Genomic DNA, 22,552 nt, shown 5'->3' with positions numbered 1-22,552 from the left:
CCAATATGTCCAGTCCCCGCGGCCAGGGGAGGGCATGTCCGGTGGGCGGACCAGGGACATGCCCAGTCCTGCGTTCCAGGGATGGACATAATGCCAATATGTCCAGTCCCCGCGGCCAGGGGAGGGCATGTCCCGGGCACAGCTCCCTCACAGGAAGGCCTTAGTCCAGGCATAGTCCGCTGGGGTTACATGGGTGCATGACCACGCCAACCCAGCCCCCGCACGAGCCGCACCCCAATCACGACCGCGGCCTGGAGTTCGACCTCTCCACCCTGATGAGCCGCCGCTCGCTGGGCATCTTCTTCGGGGCCGGCACAGCGGCCGCCGCCCTCGCGGCCTGCACCCCGGGCGGGTCTGCCGGATCCGGAAGCACGACGTCGGCGTCCCCGGCGCCGACTCCGGCCGCCGCCGGCACAGCCACTACGACGCCGTCGGCCTCCTCCTCGCCCACCCTGACCCGGGCAATCGCCGAATGCGGCGTCGAAGTCCCTAAGGAAACAGCAGGACCGTTCCCAGGTGACGGTTCCAACGGCCCCAACGTGCTGGCGGCATCCGGCGTCGTCCGCCAGGACATCACCTCCAGCTTCGGCACCTCCACCAGCACGGCCGACGGTGTGCCCCTGACCGTCACGCTGACCCTCCTGGACAACTCCAATGGCTGCACGCCGCTGGCCGGTGCCGCGGTCTACGCCTGGCACTGCGACAAGGACGGCAGGTACTCCATGTACGATTCCGGCCTCAGGAACGAGAACTACCTCCGCGGCGTCCAGGAGGCCGACGCCAACGGCAAGGTGACTTTCAAGACCGTCTACCCGGGCGCCTACAGCGGCCGCTGGCCGCACATCCACTTTGAAGTGTTCGAGTCCATGAGCAACGCGACGGCGGCGGGGCAGGTCCTCGCCGTCTCGCAGATCGCGCTGACCGAGGCGGCCTGCAGGGACGTCTATGCCTCCGCCGGCTACGAGTCCAGCGCGCAGAACTTCCCGCGCACCACACTGAAATCGGACAACGTCTTCGGCAATGACGGCGGCATCTACCAGCTGGCCACGATGGCCGGCTCGGTGTCCGCGGGCTACACGGCCGGACTCAATGTCACGGTATAGCTAACGGTGCAGTGGACCGTGTAGCCGGGGCCGGGCGGGGCCGGGGCCGCGGCGCTAGACTCGGTGCCATGCCTTCACACCCCAGTGCCGCAGCCCACATCCAGGACCTCGGCGCCTACGTCATCGCCTCGCCCTCCAGCTTCCATGCCGTCCACGAGGCCGCCCGCCGGCTGGACGAGGCGGGCTTCACCGGCCTGGACGAACTGCAGCCCTGGGACGGTGCCTCCGGCGCAGGCGGAAAGTTCTACATGATCCGGGACGGCGCCCTCATCGCCTGGGTGGTGCCTGAGACGGCCGGCCCCACCGCCGGCTTCAACATCCTGGGCGCCCACACCGATTCGCCGTCGTTCAAACTCAAGCCCAAACCCACCACCGGCAAGTTCGGCTGGCTGCAGGCCGGCGTCGAGGTCTACGGCGGACCCCTGCTCAACTCCTGGCTGGACCGCGAACTGCAGCTTGCCGGACGCCTCGTGATGCTCGACGGCACCCAGCACCTCACTGCGACCGGACCGCTGCTGCGCTTCCCCCAGCTGGCCATCCACCTGGACCGCTCCGTGAACGAGGGCCTGGCCCTGGACAAGCAGCAGCACATGAACCCCGTTTACGGCCTCGGCGAGCCCGCGGACGGTGACCTCCTGGCGCTGCTCGCCGGGCGCGTCAAGGGCAAGAACGTCGATCCGGCGCAGATCGGCGGCTACGACGTCGTCATTGCGGACACGCAGGCGCCCGCCGTCTTCGGCGCCAAGGGCGAGTTCTTCGCCTCGGGCAGGCTGGACAACCTCTCGGCGACGCACGCCGGCCTCGAGGCACTGATCGCGCACGCCAAGGGTCCGTTGCCGGAAGGCACCCCGATCGCCGTCCTGGCCGCCTTCGACCACGAGGAAATCGGCTCCGCCTCCCGCTCCGGTGCGTCCGGGCCAGTCCTCGAGGACGTGCTGGTGCGCATCTCCGACGGGCTGGGGGCCTCGATGAGCCAGCGGCGGCAGGCTCTTGCAAGGTCGTTCTGCGTCTCCGCCGACGCCGGGCACGCCGTGCACCCCAACTACCCCGAGCGGCACGATCCGGCGAACCGGCCGGCCCTCAACGGCGGCCCGCTGCTGAAGATCAACGCCAACCAGCGCTACGCCACGGACGGCCCCGGCGCCGCCGTCTGGGCGCGGCTCTGCACGGAGGCCGGCATCCCGTACCAGGAGTTCGTCTCCAACAACGTGATGCCCTGCGGCTCCACGATCGGCCCGCTGACGGCCACCCGGCTCGGGATCAGGACGGTCGACGTCGGCGTGCCCCTGCTCTCGATGCACTCCGCCCGTGAGCTCTGCGGCGTCGAGGACCCCTACCGGCTGGCGAGGGTGACGGAGCTGTTCTTCCGCACGGCGGCGTAGGCCTTGCGGGCTCGTTCCGGGCACGCGCCCAATCGATACAGGCGGCTCAGGCTGTGGGTTGCGACCTGAGGTGCCGGCGCAACCCTGGGATAGCGAAATCGACTTTGCCGTGCCCGGCCGATTCAATGAGTCCGGCGGCTAGGAGCCTGGTCCGATAGTTCGCGACGAGGTTTGTCCTGGCTCCGAGCCGTTGCCCGATGTCACCCGAGGCCGACGGTCCGTCGTCTTCGGCCATTGCACGCAGGAATTCCATGTCCTTGGGTGAGGCAGTGGAGAGGGCCGCTTCGATCACGGTGCGTGCATTGCGCCGCTCGGCGGCAGCAATGGCCCTGTTGACCGCCTCTGGCTCGACCCTTCCGTCGTTGTTTTCTGCTTCCCTCCAGAGGAAGTATCCGACCAGTTGGATAAGAAACGGATATCCTTCGGTGGCTTCGGCCGCTTGGCGGACCAATCCTTGGGCAATATCGAAGTCCGCCGCGGCGAACGTCTCCGCGAACGAGGACTCCACGTCCCGGACTGCGGCCGCATGCAGATCGATCTTGTCGGCCCGACGGAGGAATGTCGCCACGCCCTCGTTGAGCAAGTCTGACACCGCAGCCGGCAGCCCGGCAAAGACCAGCCCAATGGGAAGCCGGTCCTGAATAAAATGTTGGACACTGGCTGCCAACTGCGCCAACTCAGTACGGTCAGCCGCATGGATTTCATCCACTGTGATGACAAGGCCGGCGCCGCGTGCCTGAAGGATTCCGAGGAGTTCCTCGGCGATACCCCGCCATGCGACCTGGCGTTCCGGTGGGAGTTGTGTCGTAAGGCTGAAGCCGGCCGCAGAGATCGCTGTGATACGGCGACCTTGCGGTCCAGTCCCTAGTTCTTCGGTGAACTGACGCATGGATTCGCCGATCCTGCCCATGAAGCCCGCCGTTGCGGTCTCGGAGATCACGGCCCAGCCGTGATCCCGGGCCATGTCGTGGGCGGCGCCGAGCATGACGGTCTTGCCGATGCCGCGCGCACCGGTGAAGATGGTCAGAAGTCCCGGCGCTCCAGACCCGAGGCGCAAGCCGTAGTCGAACTCGTCGAGGAGGCCTGCGCGGCCGATAATTTCCGGCGGCGTGGCGCCGGCAGAGGGGCGAAACGGGTTCTCCACGAATTTCCCTTGTGAGTGCTTGTGTATCTTGTGAGTTTAGTTCGCTCTGTGAGGTTTGTGAGTATCCCAGCATCCCAGTCGGGTTTGTATGTTGTTGGACTCTTGCGGCGAGGGCGGTGGACTGTCGATGACAGCTTAGAAATTCCATTCCTCTCTGCCGCGCAGAAAGCGTGCTCAACTAGCGCACGCCCAAGGTCTTTTCCGTCCGGACTACGCGGCGAGCCCGATCACGAGGTTGATGGTGGCAGCCAAGATGATTGTCCCGAAGAGGTAGGACAGCAGGCTGTGCTTGAGGGCCTCGGCGCGGATGGCGTGGTTCTGCAGGGCGGTGTCCGAAACCTGGTAGGTCATGCCGAGGCTTGTGGCCAGGTAGGCGAAGTCGGTGTACTGCGGCGGCTGGCTCTGGTTGAAGTCGATGCCGCCCACCTCCGGACCTGCTTTCCGGCCGGTGCTGTAGTACAGCTGGGCGTAGCGCAGCGTGAAGAGCGTCTGGACCAGCATCCAGGACAGTGCCACGGAGGCCAGCGCCAGCAGGCCGCCGCCGAGCCGTGAAGCGCCGTCGGTGTTGGTGTGGGAGTCGACGACGACGGCTGCCACCGCTGCCAGGCTGGCGACGTTCGCGGCCAGGATCAGCAGGTCGGTGGTGCTGCGGGACGGATCCTCCGCCGTGGCGTGGGCCCGGGTCTCCGCGGATCCCAGCCGCCCGATCACCAGCCAGATCCAGACCATGTAAGTCAGCGCCGCACTGCTCCAGCCGATTGCCGGAGCCTGCACCCAGTGCCCGGCCAGGCCGGCGGCCGTCGCGGCAAGGAGTCCGGCCAGCAGCATGACGGCGAAACGCAGACGGCTGCGCCGGATGGTGCGGACAGCGCGGGACGGGGATCCGGTGTTCATTCCCCGATCATGGCATGCCGCCGGCGCCCACCCCGTCCCGGCGGTTGTCCACATGGCCGCCGGTGCCCTTCCGCCGCCTGTTGCGGGGCCTTATGGTGGGGACACGGAATCGCGAAATCCGGCCCGGATGCACTAAGCTATTGAAGTCTGTGCTGCGCCCTGCCTCCGTTCCGGGGGTGTTGCGAGGCGCATGGCACCGCAAATGAACCTCCTGTTACGGAAATGCCGTAACCGCTTAGCCCAAAGGAGGTGGGTTCACATATGCGTCCTTATGAATTGATGGTAATCATCGACCCCGAGGTCGAAGAGCGTACCGTTGAGCCAACGCTTCAGAAGTTCCTGAGTGTCATCACCAACGATGGTGGAACCATCGAAAAGGTTGACATCTGGGGCCGTCGTCGCCTGGCTTACGAAATCCAGAAGAAGTCTGAAGGTATCTACGCCGTGGTGAACTTCACCGCCGAGCCGGCTACCGCCAAGGAACTTGACCGCCAGCTGAGTCTCAATGAGACCATCATGCGCACCAAGATCACCCGCCCCGAAGTACAGAAGGTTGTTGCTGAGTAATTTCAGCTCCCGATTTTCACTCTTCATCCCCGCAGGAACGAACAAGGAGGCAGTAGATGGCAGGCGAAACCACTATTACGGTCATCGGTAATCTCACCAATGACCCCGAACTGAGGTTCACACCGTCAGGTTCGGCAGTAGCGAATTTCACCATCGCTTCTACGCCCCGCACCTTCGACCGCCAGTCCAATGAGTGGAAGGACGGGGAAACCCTGTTCCTCCGCGCGTCGGTATGGCGTGAAGCAGCCGAAAACGTCGCCGAATCCCTGACAAAGGGCATGCGCGTGATCGTTTCCGGCCGCCTGAAGAGCCGTTCCTACGAAACAAAAGAAGGCGAGAAGCGCACCGTCATCGAGCTTGAGGTCGACGAAATCGGCCCGAGCCTGCGCTACGCCAACGCCAAGGTCAACCGCACCCAGCGCTCCGGCGGTGGGGGTGCCGGCAACGGTGCCCAGGGTGGCTTCGGCGGCGGCAACAGCGGCGGCGGCTTCGGTGGCGGCTCTGGTGGAAACCAGGGCGGCAACTCCGGCGGAACCTGGGGCGGCAACCAGCCCGCACAGCAGGATGACCCCTGGGCCACGCCCGGTGTCAGCAATGCAGGCGGCACCTGGGGCAACGGCCCGGATTCCGAACCTCCCTTCTAAACAACATTTAAGGTTCGACGACGGAACCCGCCGGAACGCCTCAAGGCGGAAGGGTGCAGACCGACGTCGGGTCACCACCATCCCGTGGATCAATATCCACGGGCTCCATCGAATAGGAGCTCCACGATGGCTAAGGCTGAACTCCGTAAGCCCAAACCAAAGTCCAACCCCTTGAAGGCCGCTGACATCACTGTCATCGACTACAAGGACGTAGCATTGCTGCGCAAGTTCATCTCCGACCGCGGAAAGATCCGCGCCCGTCGCGTCACTGGCGTCACGGTGCAGGAACAGCGCAAGATCGCCCAGGCAATCAAGAACGCCCGCGAAGTTGCTCTGCTGCCTTACTCCGGCGCTGGCCGCGGCTAAGGAAGGGATTAACTAACATGGCAAAGCTCATTCTGACCCACGAAGTAACCGGTCTCGGTGCTGCTGGCGATGTTGTCGAGGTCAAGGACGGTTACGCGCGTAACTACCTGCTGCCCCGCAACTTCGCTCTGACCTGGTCCAAGGGTGGCGAGAAGCAGGTTGAGTCCATCAAGACTGCCCGCGCTGCCCGCGAGCACGCTTCCCTGGAAGACGCTCAGAAGCAGGCTGCTGCACTCTCCGCCAAGCCGGTCAAGCTCGTCGTCAAGGCTGGCGAGACCGGACGTCTGTTCGGCACCGTCAAGCAGGGCGACGTAGCCGACGCTGTTGAGGCCGCTGGCCTTGGCAAGATCGACAAGCGCAAGGTCGAACTGCCGGCACACATCAAGTCGGTTGGTTCCTACCAGGCCAACGTCCGTCTGCACGCCGACGTTGCCGCTGTGATCGAACTCGACGTAGTCGCAGGCAAGTAGCCCTTACCGGCTATGCAGTCCTGAACTGCTGGAAGGCCCCCGCCTACGGTTTCCTCTGAGGAACCGGAAACGGGGGCCTTCTGCCGTTAACTCCAACGGGGGTCACTCCCCGCCCATTTCGGCCCCGGGACGGGCCAGAAGTGACCCCGCGTTGCGGGACTGCGCCGGGGATCAGCCGTGGTGCAGGACCGTGGTCACGTGCCGGTAGCCCAGCCGGATCAGTTCGGCCAGGACGCTTTCGTCGACGTCGCCGAGTTTGTTGACGTAGAGGCAGCCCGCGCCGGTCTTGTGCTTGCCCAGCCTGACCAGCAGTTCGGCCGCTTCTGGACCGTATGTCAGGCCGTAGAGCGAGAGGCTTGCCTTCCGAGGCGAGAACCCGACGGCAGGGGAGTCGCCCTCGCGTCCGCTGCCGTACTTGTAGTGATACTGGCCGAATCCAACGATCGTCGGCCCCCACATTTCCGCCTCCTGGCCCGTAATGCCCGTCATCAGTTCCAGCAGGCGGTAACCATCCTGACGGCGGACCGGATGCTCCACGGCGGCAAGGAACTCCTCCACGGATGCCCGGATGGCCTGCATCTTGTTCTGGGTCTTGTTTTCCGTCATGACGGCAGTCTGGCAGACGCCGGACGCCATGTCAGCCTCGGCGCGCGCCGGTGATAGCCTGCTGCGGTGACCCCGAATCCAGCCCCCGAACCTCGCCCCCGCCCCTTCACGCAAGTGGACGTGTTCTCCGCCGAGCACTACCTCGGCAACCCGCTGGCCGTCGTGGTCGACGCCGAAGGCCTCGCGGCGGACCGGATGCAGCACTTCGCCAACTGGACCAACCTCTCGGAGACCACCTTCCTGCTGCCGCCCACGCACCCTGACGCTGACTACCGGGTCCGGATCTTCACCGGCAGCGAGGAGTTCCCCTTTGCCGGCCACCCGACCCTTGGCTCGGCGCATGCCTGGCTTGAGGCCGGCGGCATCCCCAAACGGGACGGACTGCTGGTCCAGGAGTGTGCGGCGGGTCTGGTCAGGGTGAAGCGCGACGGCGGCCGGCTGGCCTTTGCGGCCCCGCCGCTGACCCGCTCCGGCCCGGTGGCAGGGGAGGACCTCGGCCTCATCGCCGCAGGCCTGGGGATGCCGCGGGAAGCGCTGCTGGATGCTTCCTGGCTGGTCAACGGGCCCGACTGGATCGGGGTGCTGCTGGAGTCGGCCGCGCAGGTGCTCGCCATCAGGCCCGACTACGCGGCCATGGCCGGACTCAAGGTCGGGGTGATTGCTCCGCACGCCGCCGGATCCGCCGTCGACTACGAGGTCCGCACCTTCATCCCGGGCGACGCCGCGGCCGAGGACCCCGTCACCGGAAGCTTCAACGCCGGAGCCGCCCAGTGGCTGATCCGCAGCGGCCGGGCACCGGAATCCTACGTCGCGGCGCAGGGAACCGTGCTGGGCCGTGCCGGCCGGGTCCACATCGATGCCGAGGGGGACGACATCTGGGTCGGCGGAGACTCCGTGAGCTGCATCGAGGGCAGCGTCACGCTCTGAGGCAGGGGATCGGCTGGCTCCGTTGCCCTATCAGTTGTGGTTGCCATTCCGTCCCCTTGGGGCCCAAAAGTGATAGCGCAAACGGAGGGCGGGAATAAACGGTGCGGCCTGCTGCTTCTAAAGGTAGATGCAAACGCATGTAGTACGGTCTGACGGACCAATCTCACCCAAGGAGCACTCTGTGGAAACCCGCCGCATCACCGTCCTCTCCGCCGGACTCGGCGTCCCCTCGTCGAGCCGTCTGCTGGCGGACCAGCTGGCAGCCTCGGCTGAACGGCAGCTCGCGGCGTCCGGCCACGCCGTGACTGTGGACATCGTGGAACTGCGGGACCTCGCCGTGGACATCGCCAACAACTTCGTGACCAGCTACGCGGCCCCGCGGCTGGCCGAGGTGATCGCCGGCGTCGAGGGCTCCGATGGCATCATTGCCGTCAGCCCCGTCTTCAGTGCGTCCTACAGCGGTCTGTTCAAGTCGTTCATCGACGTGCTGGACCCGAAGTCGCTGGAGGGCAAGGCTGTCCTGCTGGGTGCCACCGCCGGCACGGACCGGCACCAGATGGTGCTGGACTTCGCCATGCGGCCGCTGTTCACCTACCTGCGCACCCGGGTTGCCGCCACCGCGGTCTTCGCGGGTCCCCAGGATTGGGGAACCAACGACGACGGCGGCTCGCCCCTCTCCGCGCGGATCGACCGCGCAGCGGCCGAGTTTGCCCGTCTGCTTCAGGGCACCCAGCCGCAGCAGAAGCCGGCGGCGCTGGAGTCGCTGCCTTTCGAACAGCTGCTCGCGGGGATTTCCCGCGGACAGTAGCCCGGGGCGCCGAGCGGGGCGCCCGAACGATTCCGGCCGCCCGCCGGGACCGTCGGGAAGTCAGTCGTCAAGCAGAGCGATGAATTCGCGGGCCTGCTTCATGGAGATGTCCGAGTGCCGGGTCAGGGCGGTCGCTGCCGCTTCGGCGTCGCCGCTCTTGGCGAGCGTGCGGATCCTGCCGTAGATCTCATCGTTGAGCATGTTGCTGCTGACCTCGCGGGTCACGTCGCCCTTGCTGGCGATCGCCCGGTAGCGGTACGGGAAACGCTGCGGTGTGTCGTCTTCCTCGTCCCGGGGGGCTTGCTGCGCGGGTGCCGGCCGGAACGGCTGGGGGTGGGCTGCAAGCGCCCCGACGGCGTCGCGGGAGGCCCGCAGGCCATCGCCGGTGCTGTCGAAGTAGAGCTTGATAGCAGCCATCGCCTGACCCTGCGCGATCAGCGCGTACAGGCGGCGGTGCTGTTCCTGGCTCAGCTTGGCCGCCGCCGTGCGGGCCAGCTCGACGGGATCGCGCTCGACGGGATCGCGACCGGGCTGCGGTGCGGCCGACCCGGGCCGGGCCTGGGCCCCGGCCCCGCGCCGGGCGAGCGCGCGGGCTATCAGCAACACGCTGGCCCCGACGATTGCCAGAATCAGAATGGGGATGATCAGGGATTCCATGTACTACAGCCGATCTACATAATTCTTGGCGGTCAAGGGATCTGAATGGGTTGCCTGGCGCAGCAGCCTGATGGCCTGGATCTTCTTGCCGTTCCGGGCCAGCGACTGCAGCTGGAGGGCGAACTGGGGATTCAGCTGTCCGCCCGGCAACACGGACCCTTGGTAGCCGGGCTGTCCCACGGCCGGCGCGGAGCCGGACTGGGCGCGCAGGGCTGCGCGGGCGTGGTCGGCCTGCTGGGACTGCTGCTGTTCGTTCTGGCTGGGCCGGGTGACGGCGTTAACCCGTGCCCGCGCCGCGGTGGCGGCCTGGACCTGCGCCGCGTAGTGCGCCTGGGAGCGGACGGACAGCTCGAGCTGATATCGCTCCGCGTCCGACATGCCGAAATCCCGTGGTTTGAGGGCCGTAACGAACGCCCAGAGGACTGCCGCCAGGATGAGGGCAGGCAGTATGACCAGCAATACATCGCCCATGCTTAGAGCTTATGCCAGATTGCGGTTATCCACAGCATATTCCGCACGACGCAGACGGTGGGCCGATTAAGGCGTCAATATCCTGTCGACGCCGTGATGCCCCTCACGAAATGCGACTATTTTGCCCCAAATGTGGCACCCGCCCCGCGGTGTATCCCCAGCCACAGAGTGCAAGCTGTGGATGAAGCTTGCGGAAATTAGTTTTGTGTCCACAAGGTGAACCCTGTGTTTCCGCAGGTCAGCGGCACATTACCGAGGCAACAAATTTTCTATCCACAGCTGTTCCCACAGGCTGTGCACAAGCAGGGGACGGTAGTGCACAGCTTATCCACAGGGGCGCCGTCCTGCCGGGTTGGTGCCTGCCCGATGGGGGGATAACGTAGCGGGACATGGAGCCGTGGATACGGAAATCGGATGATCGCCGAACGACGCCTTCCGCAAATTCAGAACGGCGCCCCGCCGGCATCGACGCTGTGGATAACGGCAGCGCAGGACGGCAGGCAAACTGTCGGAGCCGGCTGATAGGACTAAACCAATCGGCATACGCCGGGATGGACGCCACAAGCAGTTGACGTCGCGAGCAGTTAAAGCATGTGGGCATCAAGGCACATGGCTTACGCGTCGCCGGCGAACGGATATCCGCCGCGGCACACAATGGAGGACGGCAGTTTTGTCAGTTACGCATCTGGACTCAGTCGAGGGCACGCGGGGATCCGAAGGAAGCCGCAAGCCGCCGCAGGACATACCCGCGGAGCAGTCCGTCCTGGGTGGCATGATGCTGTCCAAGGATGCCATTGCCGACGTCGTCGAAATCCTGCGTGGCCAGGATTTCTACCGCCCCGCGCACGAGACGATTTACGAGGCCGTCATCGACCTCTACGGCCGCGGCGAACCCGCCGACGCCGTCACCGTCTCTGATGAGCTGACGAAGCGCGGAGAGATCAACCGCATCGGCGGTCCCGCCTACCTGCACGAGCTGATCCAGACCGTCCCGACCGCGGCCAACGCAGGCTATTACGCCGAGATCGTCGCCGAACGCGCGGTCCTGCGCCGCCTGGTCAATGCGGGCACCAAGATCGTCCAGCTCGGCTACGGCGCGGACGGCGAGGTCGAGGACCTGGTGAACCAGGCGCAAGCCGAGATCTATGCCGTCGCCGAACGCCGCACCGCCGAGGACTACGTCGTCCTCAAGGACGTCATGGAATCCACGGTCGACGAGATCGAGGCCTCAGGCCACCGCGGAGAAGGACTGACCGGCGTGCCCACCGGCTTCTACGAGCTGGACGAACTGACCCACGGCCTGCACCCGGGCCAGATGATCGTCATCGCGGCCCGCCCGGCCGTGGGTAAGTCCACCTTCGCGCTGGACTTCGCCCGTTCCGCCGCCATCAAGAACAACCTCGCCACCGTTATGTTCTCCCTGGAAATGGGCCGGAACGAGATCGCCATGCGCCTGCTGTCGGCTGAGGCCACAATCGGCCTTCAAGACCTCCGCAAGGGGACCATCAAGGACGAGCAATGGTCCAAGATCGCCACGACCATGGGACGGATGAACGATGCCCCGCTGTTCATCGATGACAGCCCCAACATGTCGCTGATGGAAATCCGCGCCAAATGCCGGCGTCTGAAGCAGCAGCATGACCTCAAACTCGTGATCCTCGACTACCTGCAGCTCATGAGCTCGGGCAAGAAAGTGGAGTCGCGCCAGCAGGAGGTCTCCGAGTTCTCGCGTGCGCTGAAGCTGCTCGCCAAGGAACTGCAGGTGCCCGTGATTGCGCTCTCGCAGCTGAACCGTGGCTCCGAGCAGCGCCAGGACAAGCGCCCCATGGTCTCTGACCTCCGTGAGTCCGGTTCCATCGAGCAGGACGCCGACATGGTCATCCTGCTGCACCGCGAGGACGTCTACGACAAGGAATCCCCACGCGCCGGTGAAGCGGACATCCTCATCGCCAAGCACCGTAACGGCCCGACCAAGGACATTGTGGTGGCGTTCCAGGGCCACTACTCGCGGTTTGCGAACATGGCGGCCGACGCCGGAGGCGCTGGAGGCGGATTCTAGCCGGCCTCCAGCGGCAGGCCGCCCGGGGGTAGAAGGCCAGCGTTGGGCCGCTACAGGCCGCCGGCCGGGAGCAGATGGTTGGGCAGCCGGTTTCCAGGTGCCATCCCCCGGATCTCCAGCAGCTCGCGGGCGTGGGCGTGCAGCCGCTTGTCTTCCTCGGACACCGGCACCCATTGCGGGATCGGGACCGAGGTGCCGTGCTCGTCGCGGGCCACCATCACGGTCAGGCAGTAGGTCGTGAGGTTCAGTTCGCGTCCCCTGGGATCCCCCGAGCGGACATGAACGGCGATGTGCATGCCCTTGGTGCCGGTGTAGACCAGCCGGGCCTCCACCTCCACCACGTGGCCGATCAGCAGCGGCCGGTAAAACCGCACGCCGCCGGAAAAGACGGCCACCGTGTCCTTCCCGCAGTAGCGGGAGGCGCAGACGTAGGCCGCCTCGTCGATCCACTTCATGACGATCCCGCCATGCACCTTGCCGCCCCAGTTCACATCCGTGGGGGCGGCCATGAACCGCAGGACCACGCGTTCGGCGGTGCCGGCGTCGGTATATTCCTGGGCGCTCATGGCCCGGACGATGTCCTCGCGGACCTTGATCCGCGCCAGCGCGTGGTCGCGCTGCTCGATCTGTTCCGCCGTCACCGGTTCAAACTGCGGCACCGGTATGGGTTTGCCGTCCACGCCCACTGCCACAAAGATCACCATGCACTGGCTGCGCATCGTCGCGGCCCCGCCCTTCGGGTCGCCCGAGGACACGACGGTGCGGATGTGCATGGAGGAGCGCCCCGTGTAGACGATGGTGGCCTCCACTTCCACCATGTCGCCGCTGTTGACCGGATCTGCGAAATGGATGTTACCCACATACGCCGTCACGCAATAGGACTTCGACCAGCCGACGGCGGCGGCATAGGCCGCCTTGTCCACCCACTCCAGCACGGTGCCGGCGTCGACCGAGCCGCTGTGGCCCACGTCGGTGGGGGCTGCAAGGAAGCGCAGGGTCACGGAATTGGCGGCAGTCTCACTCATGCTGTGAGTTTACTGACAGGCTGCGGAACCGTCGCGGGCGCCGACACAAACGCCGTCCGGGACGCCATAAGTCCGGGACGCCATAAAAGGGGCAGGAACGACGGCGGGCGGCCACCTGAGGTGACCGCCCGCCGTCGCATGCCTGATGGCGCAAAGATTCTTTGCGGAGATTCTCTAGGCGAGGACGCTGAGCTTTGAGCCGCGGCGGCCGAACAGCACCTTGTCCACGGAAACTTTGCCCGCACCGACGAGGGCCACGGCCAGTGCGGCGGCAGCCAGCAGCAGCACCAGCTCGTAGCCGCCGTTGGCGGCAAAGACTCCCGCCGGGGCGTGGACCAGGAACAGCGCACCCAGCACGTCCGCCGCCAGGAGGACGGCGAAGATGCGGGTCAGCACGCCCAGGATCAGCGCGACGCCGCCGGCCAGTTCAAGGGTGGCGACAACGGGCGCGGCCAGTTCCGCGGCCGGAACACCCATCTGGGTGAAGGCAGCCTGAGTGCCGGCGATTGTGAATTCATTGAATTTCTGCCAGCCGTGGGCGGCGAAAAGGAAGCCGGTGACGATGCGCAGGATCGTGCGGGCCGAGGTGGTGAGGGCGGGCTGGTTCATGTGGGTGCCGTTTCGTGTCGGGGTGGGCGGGCGTTGCCGTCCACACATCAGTTGAAGGTTCAACTTCAAGTCTCGCAACATTTAGTTGAAAAGTCAACTAAATGTCGACCGGTGTGATGCAAGCGTCCCGTTAGGGTTGTTCCGTGTACGCCTCGTCCCCATCTCCCGCCACGCTGCCGTCTCCGGCCTTCCGGCGACGGGAAATCCTCCGCCTTGCCGTCCCGGCCTTCGGGGCCCTGATCGCCGAGCCGTTGTTCCTGCTCGCGGATTCGGCGATTGTCGGACACCTCGGCGTGGCCCAGCTCGCCGGCGTCGGGCTGGCCTCCGCGGTGCTGCATACGGCGGTGGGCCTGATGGTCTTCCTTGCCTACTCGACCACTCCGGCCGTGGCGCGGGCGATCGGTAACGGCCAGCTGCCCGAGGCCCTCGCGGCCGGGCGCGACGGCGTCTGGCTGGCCCTGCTACTCGGGAGCATCCTCGCCCTGGCCGGATTCCTTGCCGCCGGCCCGCTCCTGAAGCTGATGGGGGCCCGCGGCGAGGTGCTGACCTTCGCCGTGGACTACCTGCGCTGGTCGGTGCCCGGACTCGTCGCGATGCTGCTGATCTTCGCGGGCACCGGAGTCCTCCGGGGGCTGCAGGACACCCGGACCCCGCTCGCGGTCGCCGCCGCCGGGTTCACGCTGAACATCGGTCTGAATCTCTTCCTGGTCTACGGGCTGCAGCTCTCCGTCGCCGGCTCCGCGATCGGCACCAGTATTGCGCAGTGGGCCATGGCGCTGGTCTACGTGCTAATGGTCCGGCGCAACGCCCGTAGCCACGGCGTGCCGCTGCTGCCGGACTGGCGCGGCATCCGTGCCATGACCAAGGTGGGCTCGTGGCTGATGCTGCGGACGCTGAGCCTGCGCATCGCGATCCTGGCCACCGTCGTGGTGGCCACAGCCCAGGGGCCGGTCAATCTGGCTGCCCACCAGCTTGCGATGACGGTCTTCACCTTCCTGGCGTTCGCCCTGGACGCCCTGGCCATCGCGGCGCAGGCCCTGATCGGCAAGGAGCTTGGCGCGGCCCATCCTGCCGCGGCGCGCGAACTCACCCGCACCATGGTCCGCTGGGGACTCGGCTTCGGGGTGCTCACCGGCGTCCTGCTGGCCGCCGCCGCCCCCTGGGCGGGCCTGCTGTTCACCTCCGACCCGGGCGTCCAGGCCGCGCTCACGCTCGCCCTGTGGGTGCTGGCGGCCGGCCAGCCCGTCGCCGGCTACGTCTTCGTGCTGGACGGGGTGCTGATCGGGGCGGGGGACGCGAAATACCTGGCGATCGCCGGCGTCGTGAATCTGGCCCTCTACCTGCCGCTCTTGTTCGCGGTCCGGTTGTCCGGGGCCGACGGCGGAGCGGGGCTGCTCTGGCTGTGGGCGGCGTTCTCGCTGGGCTACATGCTGGCCCGGGCGCTCACGCTGGGCCTGCGCGCGCGGACGGACCGGTGGATGGTGCTCGGCGCTTCGCACTAAACTGGATGCGTGACTCTCCCCGCAAGCCCTGACGCGTCCACCGCCCTGCCCGCCGCCGCGGACCTCTGGAAGCCGGTGCTTGTCCGGGCCGCCGTCGCGCTCGGCTTCGGTGCGCTGACCGTCTTCTGGACCTCCCCCTCCGACGCCGGAATGGGCTGGGCCGGCGGACTCTACCTGCTGGCCACCGGAGCGGTGCTGATCTGGAGCGTCAAGAAGACGGAATTCCGGGGCGGCGCCGGCTCCGGCAAGGTCCTTTCCGCCGCGGGGTCGGTGCTGGCCGGAACCGGCGCCGCCGTCGGGCTGATCTCCGGCAGCCTCGTGTTCGCAGTCATCGCGACGCTCGGGCTCGGTCTGGCCGGCGCCGCGGAACTCTACCTCGGCCTCACCGGGCGGGGCCACACAGCGCTGGCCCGGGACTGGATCGCCTCCGGCGTGATCGGGCTCGGCACGGCGGCGGCACTTCCCTTCTTCATCGAGCTGGGACCACACGCGCTCCTGGGCGTCGCCGGCGGCGGAGCCATCATCAGCGGCGTGCTGTGGATGCTGGCCGGCCTGACGCTGCGGCACGATGCGCGGGGCGATTCCACGGAGGCCGTAAACTAGTACGGACAGGTTCTACCCTGCGTAGAACAATTGCGGTATCAAAACTGCCACGCCGGCCCGCGTCGGCAGCAGGAGGAAAGCACCTTGGCACAGCAGAAATCCGGCGAACCGCGCAGCCTGCGGACCTCGGTCAAGGGACCCCTCATGTTCTCCACATTCTGGGCAGTGCTGGCCTTCTTCGCCGTCCTGATCTTCGCCTCCGGCGGCAGCGCCAAAACACCCCGGTTTGATCTGGCCTTCACGGGCGCAGGCATCGCCTTCATCGTCACCCTGGTCCTGGCCGCCATGCTTTCGATGAGCCACAAGGAGAATGCCGAGGACCTCGGCAAGGGATCCGGCGTGAACCTCAGCTCCAGGAAGTCCGCTTCCGGCCACGGCGGCTACCGTGCACAGCCGGGTTCCGACGACCCGGACGAAATCTCCGGCGGCACGCCCCGGGACGACCCCCGCTAGCAAGCCCGTCACGCCTGGCGTCCTGAGCCGGTCGAGGTTCAGGATGCTGCTTTGCGCGCCCGGTAGGCGGCCACATGCGCCCTGTTGGCACAGTTTCCGGTGTCGCAGTACCGCTTTGAGCGGTTCCGGCTGAGATCCAGAACGACGGCGTCGCAGTCCTCGGCGGCGCAGACCAGCAGCCGGTCCATCTCCTTGCTGCGGATCACGTCGACCAGGGCCATCGCGGCCTCTGTGCTCATCCGGTCCGCCAGCGGAGCCTCCGGCGTGGTGGCGTGAAGGTGCCAGTCCCACTCATCGTGCCTGACCAGCTGGGGGAGCGCCCGGGCCTCCCGCAGGAGCCTGTTCAGCGTCTCCACGGCCGCGGACTCGCCGGCGAGCCAGAGCTCGGCGAGTTCCCCGCGGAGCCGGTGCACACTGGCCAGTTCGGCGGCGTCCCGGGTCCGGGAGCCCGTGAAGCCCTCGGCTGCCAGGAAGCGGTCCAGGTCCGCAGGCGTGGCCAGCTGCTCGTCGCCGTTGGCGCAGGTGTTGATGAGGTCGACCACGGAACGCAGCGCAACCTCCGTGTCAGGGGCAAAAACCATCTTGACTCCTTACGGCCGCTTGGCGTACTGTCATGACCATAACCCTACTTTACTCCTGACAGGAGGCAGCCCGTGTCTGCCGCACGCCGCTCCGCCGATGCACCGGTCCAGAATCCCGCGGATATCCACGGCGCCGGAACGCGCACTCCCGGAAAAAGCGGCCAGCTGGCGACCGGCGCAGCTTCAGGGTTCATGGCCTCGGGACTGGGAGTTGCCCTGTTTTCCTCTGCCGTGTTCGGACTCTCCGGATCGTTCGCAAAGGCGCTCCTGGAAACGGGCTGGACCCCCGGCGCCGCGGTCACGGCCCGCCTCACGGGGGCGGCGCTGATCCTGGCAATCCCCGCCATTCCCGCCCTCCGCGGACGCTGGCACCAGCTCCGGGACAACTGGCTGACCATAGTGCTGTTCGGCCTCATCGGCGTCGCCGCCTGCCAGCTGTTCTACTTCAATGCGGTGGCACGGCTCTCGGTCGGCGTCGCCCTGCTGCTGGAATACCTGGCCCCCGTGCTCATTGTGCTCTGGCTCTGGGCTGCCAGCCGGAAACGGCCGAGCCCGCTGACCATCGCCGGTACGCTGCTGTCCCTGGGTGGCCTGGCCCTGGTCCTGGATCTCACCGGAGCCGTCAAAATCGACCTCATCGGCGTGCTGTGGGGGATGGCGGCCGCCGTCTGCCTGGCCATCTACTTCTTCATCACGGCCAAGGAGAACGACACCCTGCCGCCCATTGTCCTGGCCTCCGGCGGGCTCATGGTGGGTGCAGTTGTCATGTGGCTCGCCGCGGCAACCGGCCTGCTGCCGATGGCTTTCAGCACCGCCGACACCCGGCTGGGCCCCTGGGTCACCCCCTGGTGGGTGGCGCTGGGCGGCCTCGTGTTGATGGCCACCGTTCTGGCCTATGTCGCGGGCATAGTCGCCGCGCGGGCGCTCGGATCCAAGGTGGCGTCTTTTGTCTCGCTCACGGAGGTGCTGTTCGCCGTCATCTGGGCGTGGCTGTTGCTCGGCGAACTGCCCGGACCCATCCAGCTCCTGGGCGGGCTGCTGATTGTCGGCGGCGTGCTGCTGGTCAGGCTGGACGAGCTCAAGACCCCGCCCATCGCCGGTGCGGCTGCGCTGCCGGCGGCGCTGGTCCACGCGAACGACGTCGAACCGGTTCCCTAAGCGGCACTTAAACGAACGGCCCCGCCGAAACCTGTCGATGGGCACCCCTCCCATCCCCACCCCGATGCCCTATCAGTTGCGGTCCCTATCAGGGCCCGGAAGCAACCACAACTGATAGGGCAACGGGTTTGGTTCCGGTTCCTCTGGGGCAGTGCCATTCGCACTCAGGGCCCTCGATCCCGGGCGCGAAGGCACCTAGCATGGAGATATGTGCCGAAATATCCGGACCCTCCACAATTTTGAACCCCACGCCACCAGCGCCGAGGTGGAGGCTGCCGCACTGCAATACGTGCGCAAGATCAGCGGCAGCACCACGCCGTCCAAGGCCAACGAAGAGGCCTTCAATCGGGCTGTGCATGAGATTGCCCACGCCACGCAGCACCTGCTCGACTCCCTGGTGACCCACGCCCCGGCAAAGGACCGCGCGGAGGAAGCCGCCAAGGCGAAGGCCAGGGCTGCCGTCCGTTTCGGCGCGGCCTGAGGGAGGGCGCCGGCGCGAAGTCCGACCTACCTGCCGAAGCTGCGCAGCCGCAATGAGTTGGCCACCACCAGCACGGAGCTGGCGGCCATCGCGGCGCCTGCGATCATCGGGTTGAGCAGGCCCAGGGCAGCCACCGGGATGCCGACGGCGTTGTAGAAGAAGGCCCAGAAGAGGTTGGTCTTGATGGTGGCCAGGGTCCGCCGGGACAGCTCGATGGCCTGGGCCACCTGCCCGAGTTCGTTGCCCATGACGGTGAGGTCGGCGGCCTCGATGGCGACGTCGGTGCCCGAGCCCATCGCGATGCCCAGGTCCGCCTGTGCCAACGCCGCGGCGTCGTTCACGCCGTCTCCGGCCATGGCCACGGTGGCGCCTCCTGCCTGCAGCTTCCGCACCGCCTCGACCTTGCCTTCCGGAAGCACGCCCGCAAAGACGTCTTCCGGGCTGATCCCGACGGCGGCCGCCACCTGGGCAGCCACCGCGGCGTTGTCTCCGGTCAGCAGGATCGGCCGCAGCCCGAGTTCCCGGAGCCTGGCGATCGCCGCCGCGGAACCGTGCCGGAGCGTATCGCGCAGGCTGATGATGCCGGCCGCTTCGCCGTCCACGGCGAGCCAGATGGCGGTGGCGCCGGATTCCTCGGCCTCGCGGAGGAGGTCCTGCTGCCCGGGCGTGATGGTGACCCCGTTTTCCTGCAGCCAGCCCGTCCGGCCGGCGGTGATCAGCCGACCGTTGACGGTGCCCTGGACACCGCCGCCCGGGGCGGATTGGAAGCCGACGACGGCGGGCAGCCGGCCGCCGTCGGCGGCGTCATTCTGCCGCTCCGCCGAAAGCGCCGCTGCCGCAATAGCACGGGCGATGGGGTGTTCGGACGCGGCCTCGACGGCCCCGGCCAGGCGCAGGACGTCGGCCTGGCTGAAGGGGGCAAACGACCTGGTGCGGTCCACGGCGAGGCGGCCGGTGGTCACGGTGCCGGTCTTGTCCAGCACGATGGTGTCCACGGTCCGCGTGTCCTCCAGAACCTGCGGACCCTTGATGAGGATCCCCAGCTGGGCGCCCCGGCCGGTGCCCGTGAGGAGTCCGACGGGCGTGGCGAGGCCCAGGGCGCAGGGGCAGGCGATGACCAGTACGGCAACAGCTGCCGTGAAAGCGGCGCGGAGCTCGGCGTCGCTGATGGCCGGTCCGGCGCTGAGCAGCCATGCGGCGAAGGTGATGGCGGCGATGGCCAGGACGACAGGCACGAACACGGAGCTGATGCGGTCCGCGAGGCGCGCGATCGGAGCCTTCCCGGTCTGTGCCTGGGAGACCAGCCGGCCCATCTGGGCCAGGGTTGTCTCCGAGCCGACCCGGGTGGCGCGGACCAGGATCCGGCCGGAGGTGTTGATGGTGGCGCCGGTGACGAGGCTGTCCGGGCCGACCTCCACCGGTACCGATTCGCCGGTCACGAGGGAGGCGTCCACGGCGGAGGAGCCATCGACGACGACGCCGTCGGTGGCGATCTTCTCGCCGGGGCGGACCACGATCACGTCGCCCACCTCAAGTTGGTCCGCGGGGATCTTGTGTTCGCTGCCGTCGCGGAGGACCGTGGCATCCTTCGCGCCCAGGTTCAGCAGGGCCTTCAGGGCGTCGCCGGCCTTGCTCTTGGCGTTGGCCTCCAGATAGCGGCCCAGCAGCAGGAACGTGGTGACAACGGATGCGACCTCGAAGTACAGCCCGCCTGGACCCATCTCCATACTGGCGATACCTGGCAGGTGGTCGGTCATCCGCGGGTCCGCGAGCAGCTGCCAGGCCGAAAAGATGTACGCGGCGGTCACACCGATGGACACCAAGGTGTCCATCGTAGACGCAAAGTGCCGGGCGTTGACGGCGGCGGCCCGGTGGAACGGCCACGCGGCCCAGCTGACCACCGGCAGGGCGAGGGCACCGGCGGCCCAGCCCCAGTTCGCGAACTGGAACGCCGGGAACATCGACATCAGGAAGACCGGGATGCTGAGGACGGCGGCGACGAGGAGCCGCGGGCGGAGCTTGGCTGCGGTCCCGCCGTGGGCCAGGTGGTCTCCGCCGGTGCTTGAGGCGCTGGACGCCCCGGTGCTGGCGCGTGTTTCGCCGGGCTCGGTTTCCGGGGCGGGGTTGCGGCTCGGGCGGACTGTGGCCTTGTAGCCGGCGGCGGCTACTGTGGCCGTGATTTGTTCGTCGGTGACGCCGGCGGGGACCGTGACGTGGGCGGACTCCAGGGGAAGGTTGACCGAGGCTTCGACGCCGTCGAGCTTTCCGAGCTTGCGTTCGACCCTGCTGACGCAGGACGCGCAGGTCATGCCTTCGATATCGAGTTCGATCACCCGGCCTCCGGGTTGGTCCAGCAGTTGCTCGTTATTCACGGTTTTTCCTTGTCCTGGTGGCGTGCCCGGTGGAGTTCCGGCCGGTGGCGGGGTGCTGTTCAGGCTTCGTTGGCCACCACCATGTAGCCCGCCTCGGCAACGGCCTCGCCGATCTCGGAGGCGGACAGCGCCGCGGTGGAGGTGATGATGACGGTGGAGACGCCGCCGGCGTTGAGGTCGACGTCGACCTTCTCGACGCCGGTCAGCGCCTCGAGCTCTTCGCTGACGGAGGACACGCAGTGGCCGCAGGTCATGCCGGAAACGCTGACGGTGGTGGAAACGGTGCTCATGGCTGGCTCCTTTTGGTGGACTGCTGGTGGTTGCAGCAGACCGATGGTGTGGTGAGTGGTGTTGCCGCTACCGCAGCAGGCGCCCGATGGCATCGGTGGCCTCCTTGACCTTGAAGTCGATGGCTTCCGCCCGAAGATCCGGATCCGGCTCGGACGCCGCACCGACGACGCAGTGGCCGATGTGTTCTTCGACCAGTCCCAGGCTGACGGCGTGCAGGGCCTTGGTGACGGCGGCAACCTGGGTGAGGATGTCGATGCAGTACTTGTCCTCGTCGACCATCCGGGCGATGCCGCGCACCTGGCCTTCGATCCGCTTGAGCCGCCGGAGGTAGGCGTCCTTGTTGGAGGTGTAGCCGTGCTGCTGGTGTTCCGCATCGGCAGTTGCCAGGACAGGGATCTCGGACTCGTTCATAAGGCTAAGGTATACCCCCTAGGGGTATGGCGCAAGTACCCGGTGGGGGTATCGGCGGTCCGGGCTGCGGAACCTGCCCGGGCGTTAAAGAGCTCCGGAGTGCGTTATTGGGGGATACGCACTCCGGAGCAGCTATGGGGTAGACCCTCCATCGGGCTACGACATCAAGCTTACTCGGCGGTAGTCAAAGAAAGCCAGCACCCCGGATAACTACTTTCGCTTTACTTTCCCGGGGCAGTTTTCACCGCAGACTGCGGTCCACGGGAAGTTCCAAGGGGCCCGTCAGGAGCCGCGAGGCGGGCGGCCAGGCTTCGCGACGGGGGCCGGGACGATCAGGATCGGATGCTCCTGATGGTGGCTCAGCCACGCGGCCACCGAACCGTTGAGCGCGGCGGAAAGGCGGTGCCCCAGCCCGCGTTCGGGGGTGCCCACGATGATCATTGCCGCGCCGGCCTCCGCCGCCAGCCGGCCGAGCGCCCGGGCCGGGTCGCCGGCGAGGGTCCGCAGGGCCCAGTTGACCCCGAGCTTGTCGCAGGCTGCGCCGACGACGGACCGCAGCTCCTGGGTCACGGCCCGGATTTCGGCGTCGTCCACGTCCGGGTGCAGGGACAAGCGGTGCGCCGACCGTGCCGGATCCCACTCCACCAGGTAGCTTGCCTCGTCCACGTAAGCGCAGATCAGGGGCGCGGAAAGAGCGTCCGCCAGCGACGCGGCGGTCTGCAGCACTTCCGGGTACTGTCCCGGCAGGACGCCGAGCAGGAGGGGCGCGGGACCGGTGAAGGGCTCGTCGGACATACTCAATTGTTGCCCCGGCACGCCGGCCTGAACAGGGCCCTACTCCCCGGACCTTCTCGCGACAAGCTCCGGGTTGAACCGCGAAGCTCCCACGACCATGCTGCGGGCAAGCTGACCCGATACCTCCATGTAAGTCGGCGCCCCTCCTGCGCGCTGACCCGGCGCCGACACCG

At 67.1% G+C, this 22,552-nt stretch carries 26 protein-coding genes; 14 read left to right on the top strand and 12 right to left on the bottom strand.

From position 1 onward, the window contains the following. Nucleotides 1–197: 197 nt before the first annotated feature. Both ACQCSU_RS10985 and ACQCSU_RS10980 read left to right on the top strand, forming a co-directional pair. Nucleotides 198–1,103, top strand: coding sequence for an intradiol ring-cleavage dioxygenase (locus tag ACQCSU_RS10985; RefSeq protein ID WP_426975281.1), 906 nt, complete (start codon nt 198–200; stop codon nt 1,101–1,103). 68 nt (nt 1,104–1,171) lie between these two features. Then, the gene (locus tag ACQCSU_RS10980) at nt 1,172–2,485 is read left to right on the top strand and encodes a M18 family aminopeptidase (RefSeq protein ID WP_426975279.1); all 1,314 of its coding nucleotides are present in this window, start codon (nt 1,172–1,174) and stop codon (nt 2,483–2,485) included. Nucleotides 2,486–2,531: 46 nt separating this feature from the next. Here the strand turns inward: ACQCSU_RS10980 and ACQCSU_RS10975 are convergent, their stop codons facing one another. Continuing rightward, nucleotides 2,532–3,629 carry an ATP-binding protein gene (locus tag ACQCSU_RS10975; protein ID WP_426975278.1) on the bottom strand — a complete coding sequence of 366 codons (1,098 nt, stop codon included), beginning with the start codon at nt 3,627–3,629 and terminating at the stop codon, nt 2,532–2,534. Nucleotides 3,630–3,839: 210 nt separating this feature from the next. Beyond that, nucleotides 3,840–4,523: a DUF1345 domain-containing protein gene (locus ACQCSU_RS10970; protein ID WP_426975277.1), complete on the bottom strand. Its 684-nt coding sequence runs from the start codon at nt 4,521–4,523 to the stop codon at nt 3,840–3,842. A gap of 261 nt (nt 4,524–4,784) precedes the next feature. On the opposite strand from ACQCSU_RS10970, the gene rpsF reads away from it, so the two are divergent. The 4 genes from rpsF to rplI all read left to right on the top strand — a co-directional run bounded on the left by rpsF (nt 4,785) and on the right by rplI (nt 6,570). Beyond that, nucleotides 4,785–5,090, top strand: coding sequence for a 30S ribosomal protein S6 (gene rpsF / locus ACQCSU_RS10965; protein ID WP_232084085.1), 306 nt, complete (start codon nt 4,785–4,787; stop codon nt 5,088–5,090). A 56-nt stretch (nt 5,091–5,146) separates the two neighbouring features. Next, on the top strand, nt 5,147–5,734 hold the full coding sequence (locus ACQCSU_RS10960) for a single-stranded DNA-binding protein (RefSeq protein ID WP_426975276.1): 588 nt from the start codon (nt 5,147–5,149) through the stop codon (nt 5,732–5,734). 126 nt (nt 5,735–5,860) lie between these two features. Continuing rightward, nucleotides 5,861–6,100 (top strand): 30S ribosomal protein S18, encoded by a 240-nt coding sequence (rpsR, locus tag ACQCSU_RS10955; RefSeq protein WP_003800144.1) that lies wholly within the window; start codon nt 5,861–5,863, stop codon nt 6,098–6,100. A gap of 17 nt (nt 6,101–6,117) precedes the next feature. Continuing rightward, the gene (rplI, locus tag ACQCSU_RS10950) at nt 6,118–6,570 is read left to right on the top strand and encodes a 50S ribosomal protein L9 (RefSeq protein ID WP_354238982.1); all 453 of its coding nucleotides are present in this window, start codon (nt 6,118–6,120) and stop codon (nt 6,568–6,570) included. 171 nt (nt 6,571–6,741) lie between these two features. On the opposite strand, the gene ACQCSU_RS10945 is transcribed toward rplI, so the two are convergent. Next, nucleotides 6,742–7,176: a DUF1801 domain-containing protein gene (locus ACQCSU_RS10945; RefSeq protein WP_426975275.1), complete on the bottom strand. Its 435-nt coding sequence runs from the start codon at nt 7,174–7,176 to the stop codon at nt 6,742–6,744. A gap of 66 nt (nt 7,177–7,242) precedes the next feature. On the opposite strand from ACQCSU_RS10945, the gene ACQCSU_RS10940 reads away from it, so the two are divergent. Both ACQCSU_RS10940 and ACQCSU_RS10935 read left to right on the top strand, forming a co-directional pair. Next, on the top strand, nt 7,243–8,103 hold the full coding sequence (locus ACQCSU_RS10940; protein WP_426975273.1) for a PhzF family phenazine biosynthesis protein: 861 nt from the start codon (nt 7,243–7,245) through the stop codon (nt 8,101–8,103). 181 nt (nt 8,104–8,284) lie between these two features. Next, the gene (locus tag ACQCSU_RS10935) at nt 8,285–8,911 is read left to right on the top strand and encodes an FMN reductase (RefSeq protein WP_426975272.1); all 627 of its coding nucleotides are present in this window, start codon (nt 8,285–8,287) and stop codon (nt 8,909–8,911) included. 60 nt (nt 8,912–8,971) lie between these two features. Here ACQCSU_RS10935 and ACQCSU_RS10930 read toward each other — a convergent pair whose 3' ends face one another. Next, nucleotides 8,972–9,568: a hypothetical protein gene (locus ACQCSU_RS10930; RefSeq protein WP_426975271.1), complete on the bottom strand. Its 597-nt coding sequence runs from the start codon at nt 9,566–9,568 to the stop codon at nt 8,972–8,974. A gap of 3 nt (nt 9,569–9,571) precedes the next feature. Continuing rightward, nucleotides 9,572–10,039: a hypothetical protein gene (locus ACQCSU_RS10925; RefSeq protein ID WP_426975270.1), complete on the bottom strand. Its 468-nt coding sequence runs from the start codon at nt 10,037–10,039 to the stop codon at nt 9,572–9,574. Nucleotides 10,040–10,709: 670 nt separating this feature from the next. Between ACQCSU_RS10925 and dnaB the strand changes: the two genes are divergently transcribed. Continuing rightward, nucleotides 10,710–12,098: a replicative DNA helicase gene (gene dnaB / locus ACQCSU_RS10920; protein WP_426975269.1), complete on the top strand. Its 1,389-nt coding sequence runs from the start codon at nt 10,710–10,712 to the stop codon at nt 12,096–12,098. A 50-nt stretch (nt 12,099–12,148) separates the two neighbouring features. On the opposite strand, the gene ACQCSU_RS10915 is transcribed toward dnaB, so the two are convergent. Together ACQCSU_RS10915 and ACQCSU_RS10910 are read right to left on the bottom strand one after the other, a co-directional pair. Next, entirely contained in the window at nt 12,149–13,123 is a 975-nt protein-coding gene (locus ACQCSU_RS10915; RefSeq protein WP_426975268.1) for an acyl-CoA thioesterase, read from the bottom strand. A 174-nt stretch (nt 13,124–13,297) separates the two neighbouring features. Next, nucleotides 13,298–13,732: a DoxX family protein gene (locus tag ACQCSU_RS10910; RefSeq protein WP_426975267.1), complete on the bottom strand. Its 435-nt coding sequence runs from the start codon at nt 13,730–13,732 to the stop codon at nt 13,298–13,300. Between the two features lie 143 nt (nt 13,733–13,875). On the opposite strand from ACQCSU_RS10910, the gene ACQCSU_RS10905 reads away from it, so the two are divergent. The 3 genes from ACQCSU_RS10905 (at nt 13,876) to ACQCSU_RS10895 (ending at nt 16,290) form a co-directional block, all read left to right on the top strand. Next, nucleotides 13,876–15,234 (top strand): MATE family efflux transporter, encoded by a 1,359-nt coding sequence (locus ACQCSU_RS10905; RefSeq protein WP_426975266.1) that lies wholly within the window; start codon nt 13,876–13,878, stop codon nt 15,232–15,234. 9 nt (nt 15,235–15,243) lie between these two features. After that, nucleotides 15,244–15,837, top strand: a complete 594-nt coding sequence (locus ACQCSU_RS10900; protein WP_426975265.1) for a hypothetical protein — start codon at nt 15,244–15,246, stop codon at nt 15,835–15,837. Nucleotides 15,838–15,921: 84 nt separating this feature from the next. Continuing rightward, complete coding sequence (locus ACQCSU_RS10895) at nt 15,922–16,290, top strand: hypothetical protein (RefSeq protein WP_426975264.1); 369 nt, start codon at nt 15,922–15,924, stop codon at nt 16,288–16,290. Nucleotides 16,291–16,328: 38 nt separating this feature from the next. On the opposite strand, the gene ACQCSU_RS10890 is transcribed toward ACQCSU_RS10895, so the two are convergent. Continuing rightward, complete coding sequence (locus tag ACQCSU_RS10890) at nt 16,329–16,871, bottom strand: CGNR zinc finger domain-containing protein (RefSeq protein ID WP_426975263.1); 543 nt, start codon at nt 16,869–16,871, stop codon at nt 16,329–16,331. Nucleotides 16,872–17,063: 192 nt separating this feature from the next. Between ACQCSU_RS10890 and ACQCSU_RS10885 the strand changes: the two genes are divergently transcribed. Both ACQCSU_RS10885 and ACQCSU_RS10880 read left to right on the top strand, forming a co-directional pair. After that, on the top strand, nt 17,064–18,029 hold the full coding sequence (locus tag ACQCSU_RS10885) for an EamA family transporter (RefSeq protein ID WP_426979763.1): 966 nt from the start codon (nt 17,064–17,066) through the stop codon (nt 18,027–18,029). Nucleotides 18,030–18,237: 208 nt separating this feature from the next. Next, nucleotides 18,238–18,510: a DUF2277 domain-containing protein gene (locus ACQCSU_RS10880; protein WP_426975262.1), complete on the top strand. Its 273-nt coding sequence runs from the start codon at nt 18,238–18,240 to the stop codon at nt 18,508–18,510. Between the two features lie 26 nt (nt 18,511–18,536). On the opposite strand, the gene ACQCSU_RS10875 is transcribed toward ACQCSU_RS10880, so the two are convergent. From ACQCSU_RS10875 to ACQCSU_RS10860, 4 genes are all read right to left on the bottom strand, one after another. Continuing rightward, nucleotides 18,537–20,882 (bottom strand): heavy metal translocating P-type ATPase, encoded by a 2,346-nt coding sequence (locus tag ACQCSU_RS10875; RefSeq protein ID WP_426975261.1) that lies wholly within the window; start codon nt 20,880–20,882, stop codon nt 18,537–18,539. Nucleotides 20,883–20,941: 59 nt separating this feature from the next. After that, nucleotides 20,942–21,172 carry a heavy-metal-associated domain-containing protein gene (locus tag ACQCSU_RS10870; protein WP_426975260.1) on the bottom strand — a complete coding sequence of 77 codons (231 nt, stop codon included), beginning with the start codon at nt 21,170–21,172 and terminating at the stop codon, nt 20,942–20,944. Between the two features lie 67 nt (nt 21,173–21,239). Next, nucleotides 21,240–21,584, bottom strand: a complete 345-nt coding sequence (locus tag ACQCSU_RS10865) for a metal-sensitive transcriptional regulator (protein WP_426975259.1) — start codon at nt 21,582–21,584, stop codon at nt 21,240–21,242. Between the two features lie 282 nt (nt 21,585–21,866). After that, entirely contained in the window at nt 21,867–22,379 is a 513-nt protein-coding gene (locus tag ACQCSU_RS10860) for a universal stress protein (RefSeq protein ID WP_426975258.1), read from the bottom strand. Nucleotides 22,380–22,552 lie beyond the last annotated feature (173 nt).

The organism is Pseudarthrobacter sp. O4, from assembly GCF_050157025.1.
Taxonomy (GTDB): Bacteria; Actinomycetota; Actinomycetes; order Actinomycetales; family Micrococcaceae; genus Arthrobacter.
This window is presented reverse-complemented; position numbering and strand designations above follow the sequence as displayed.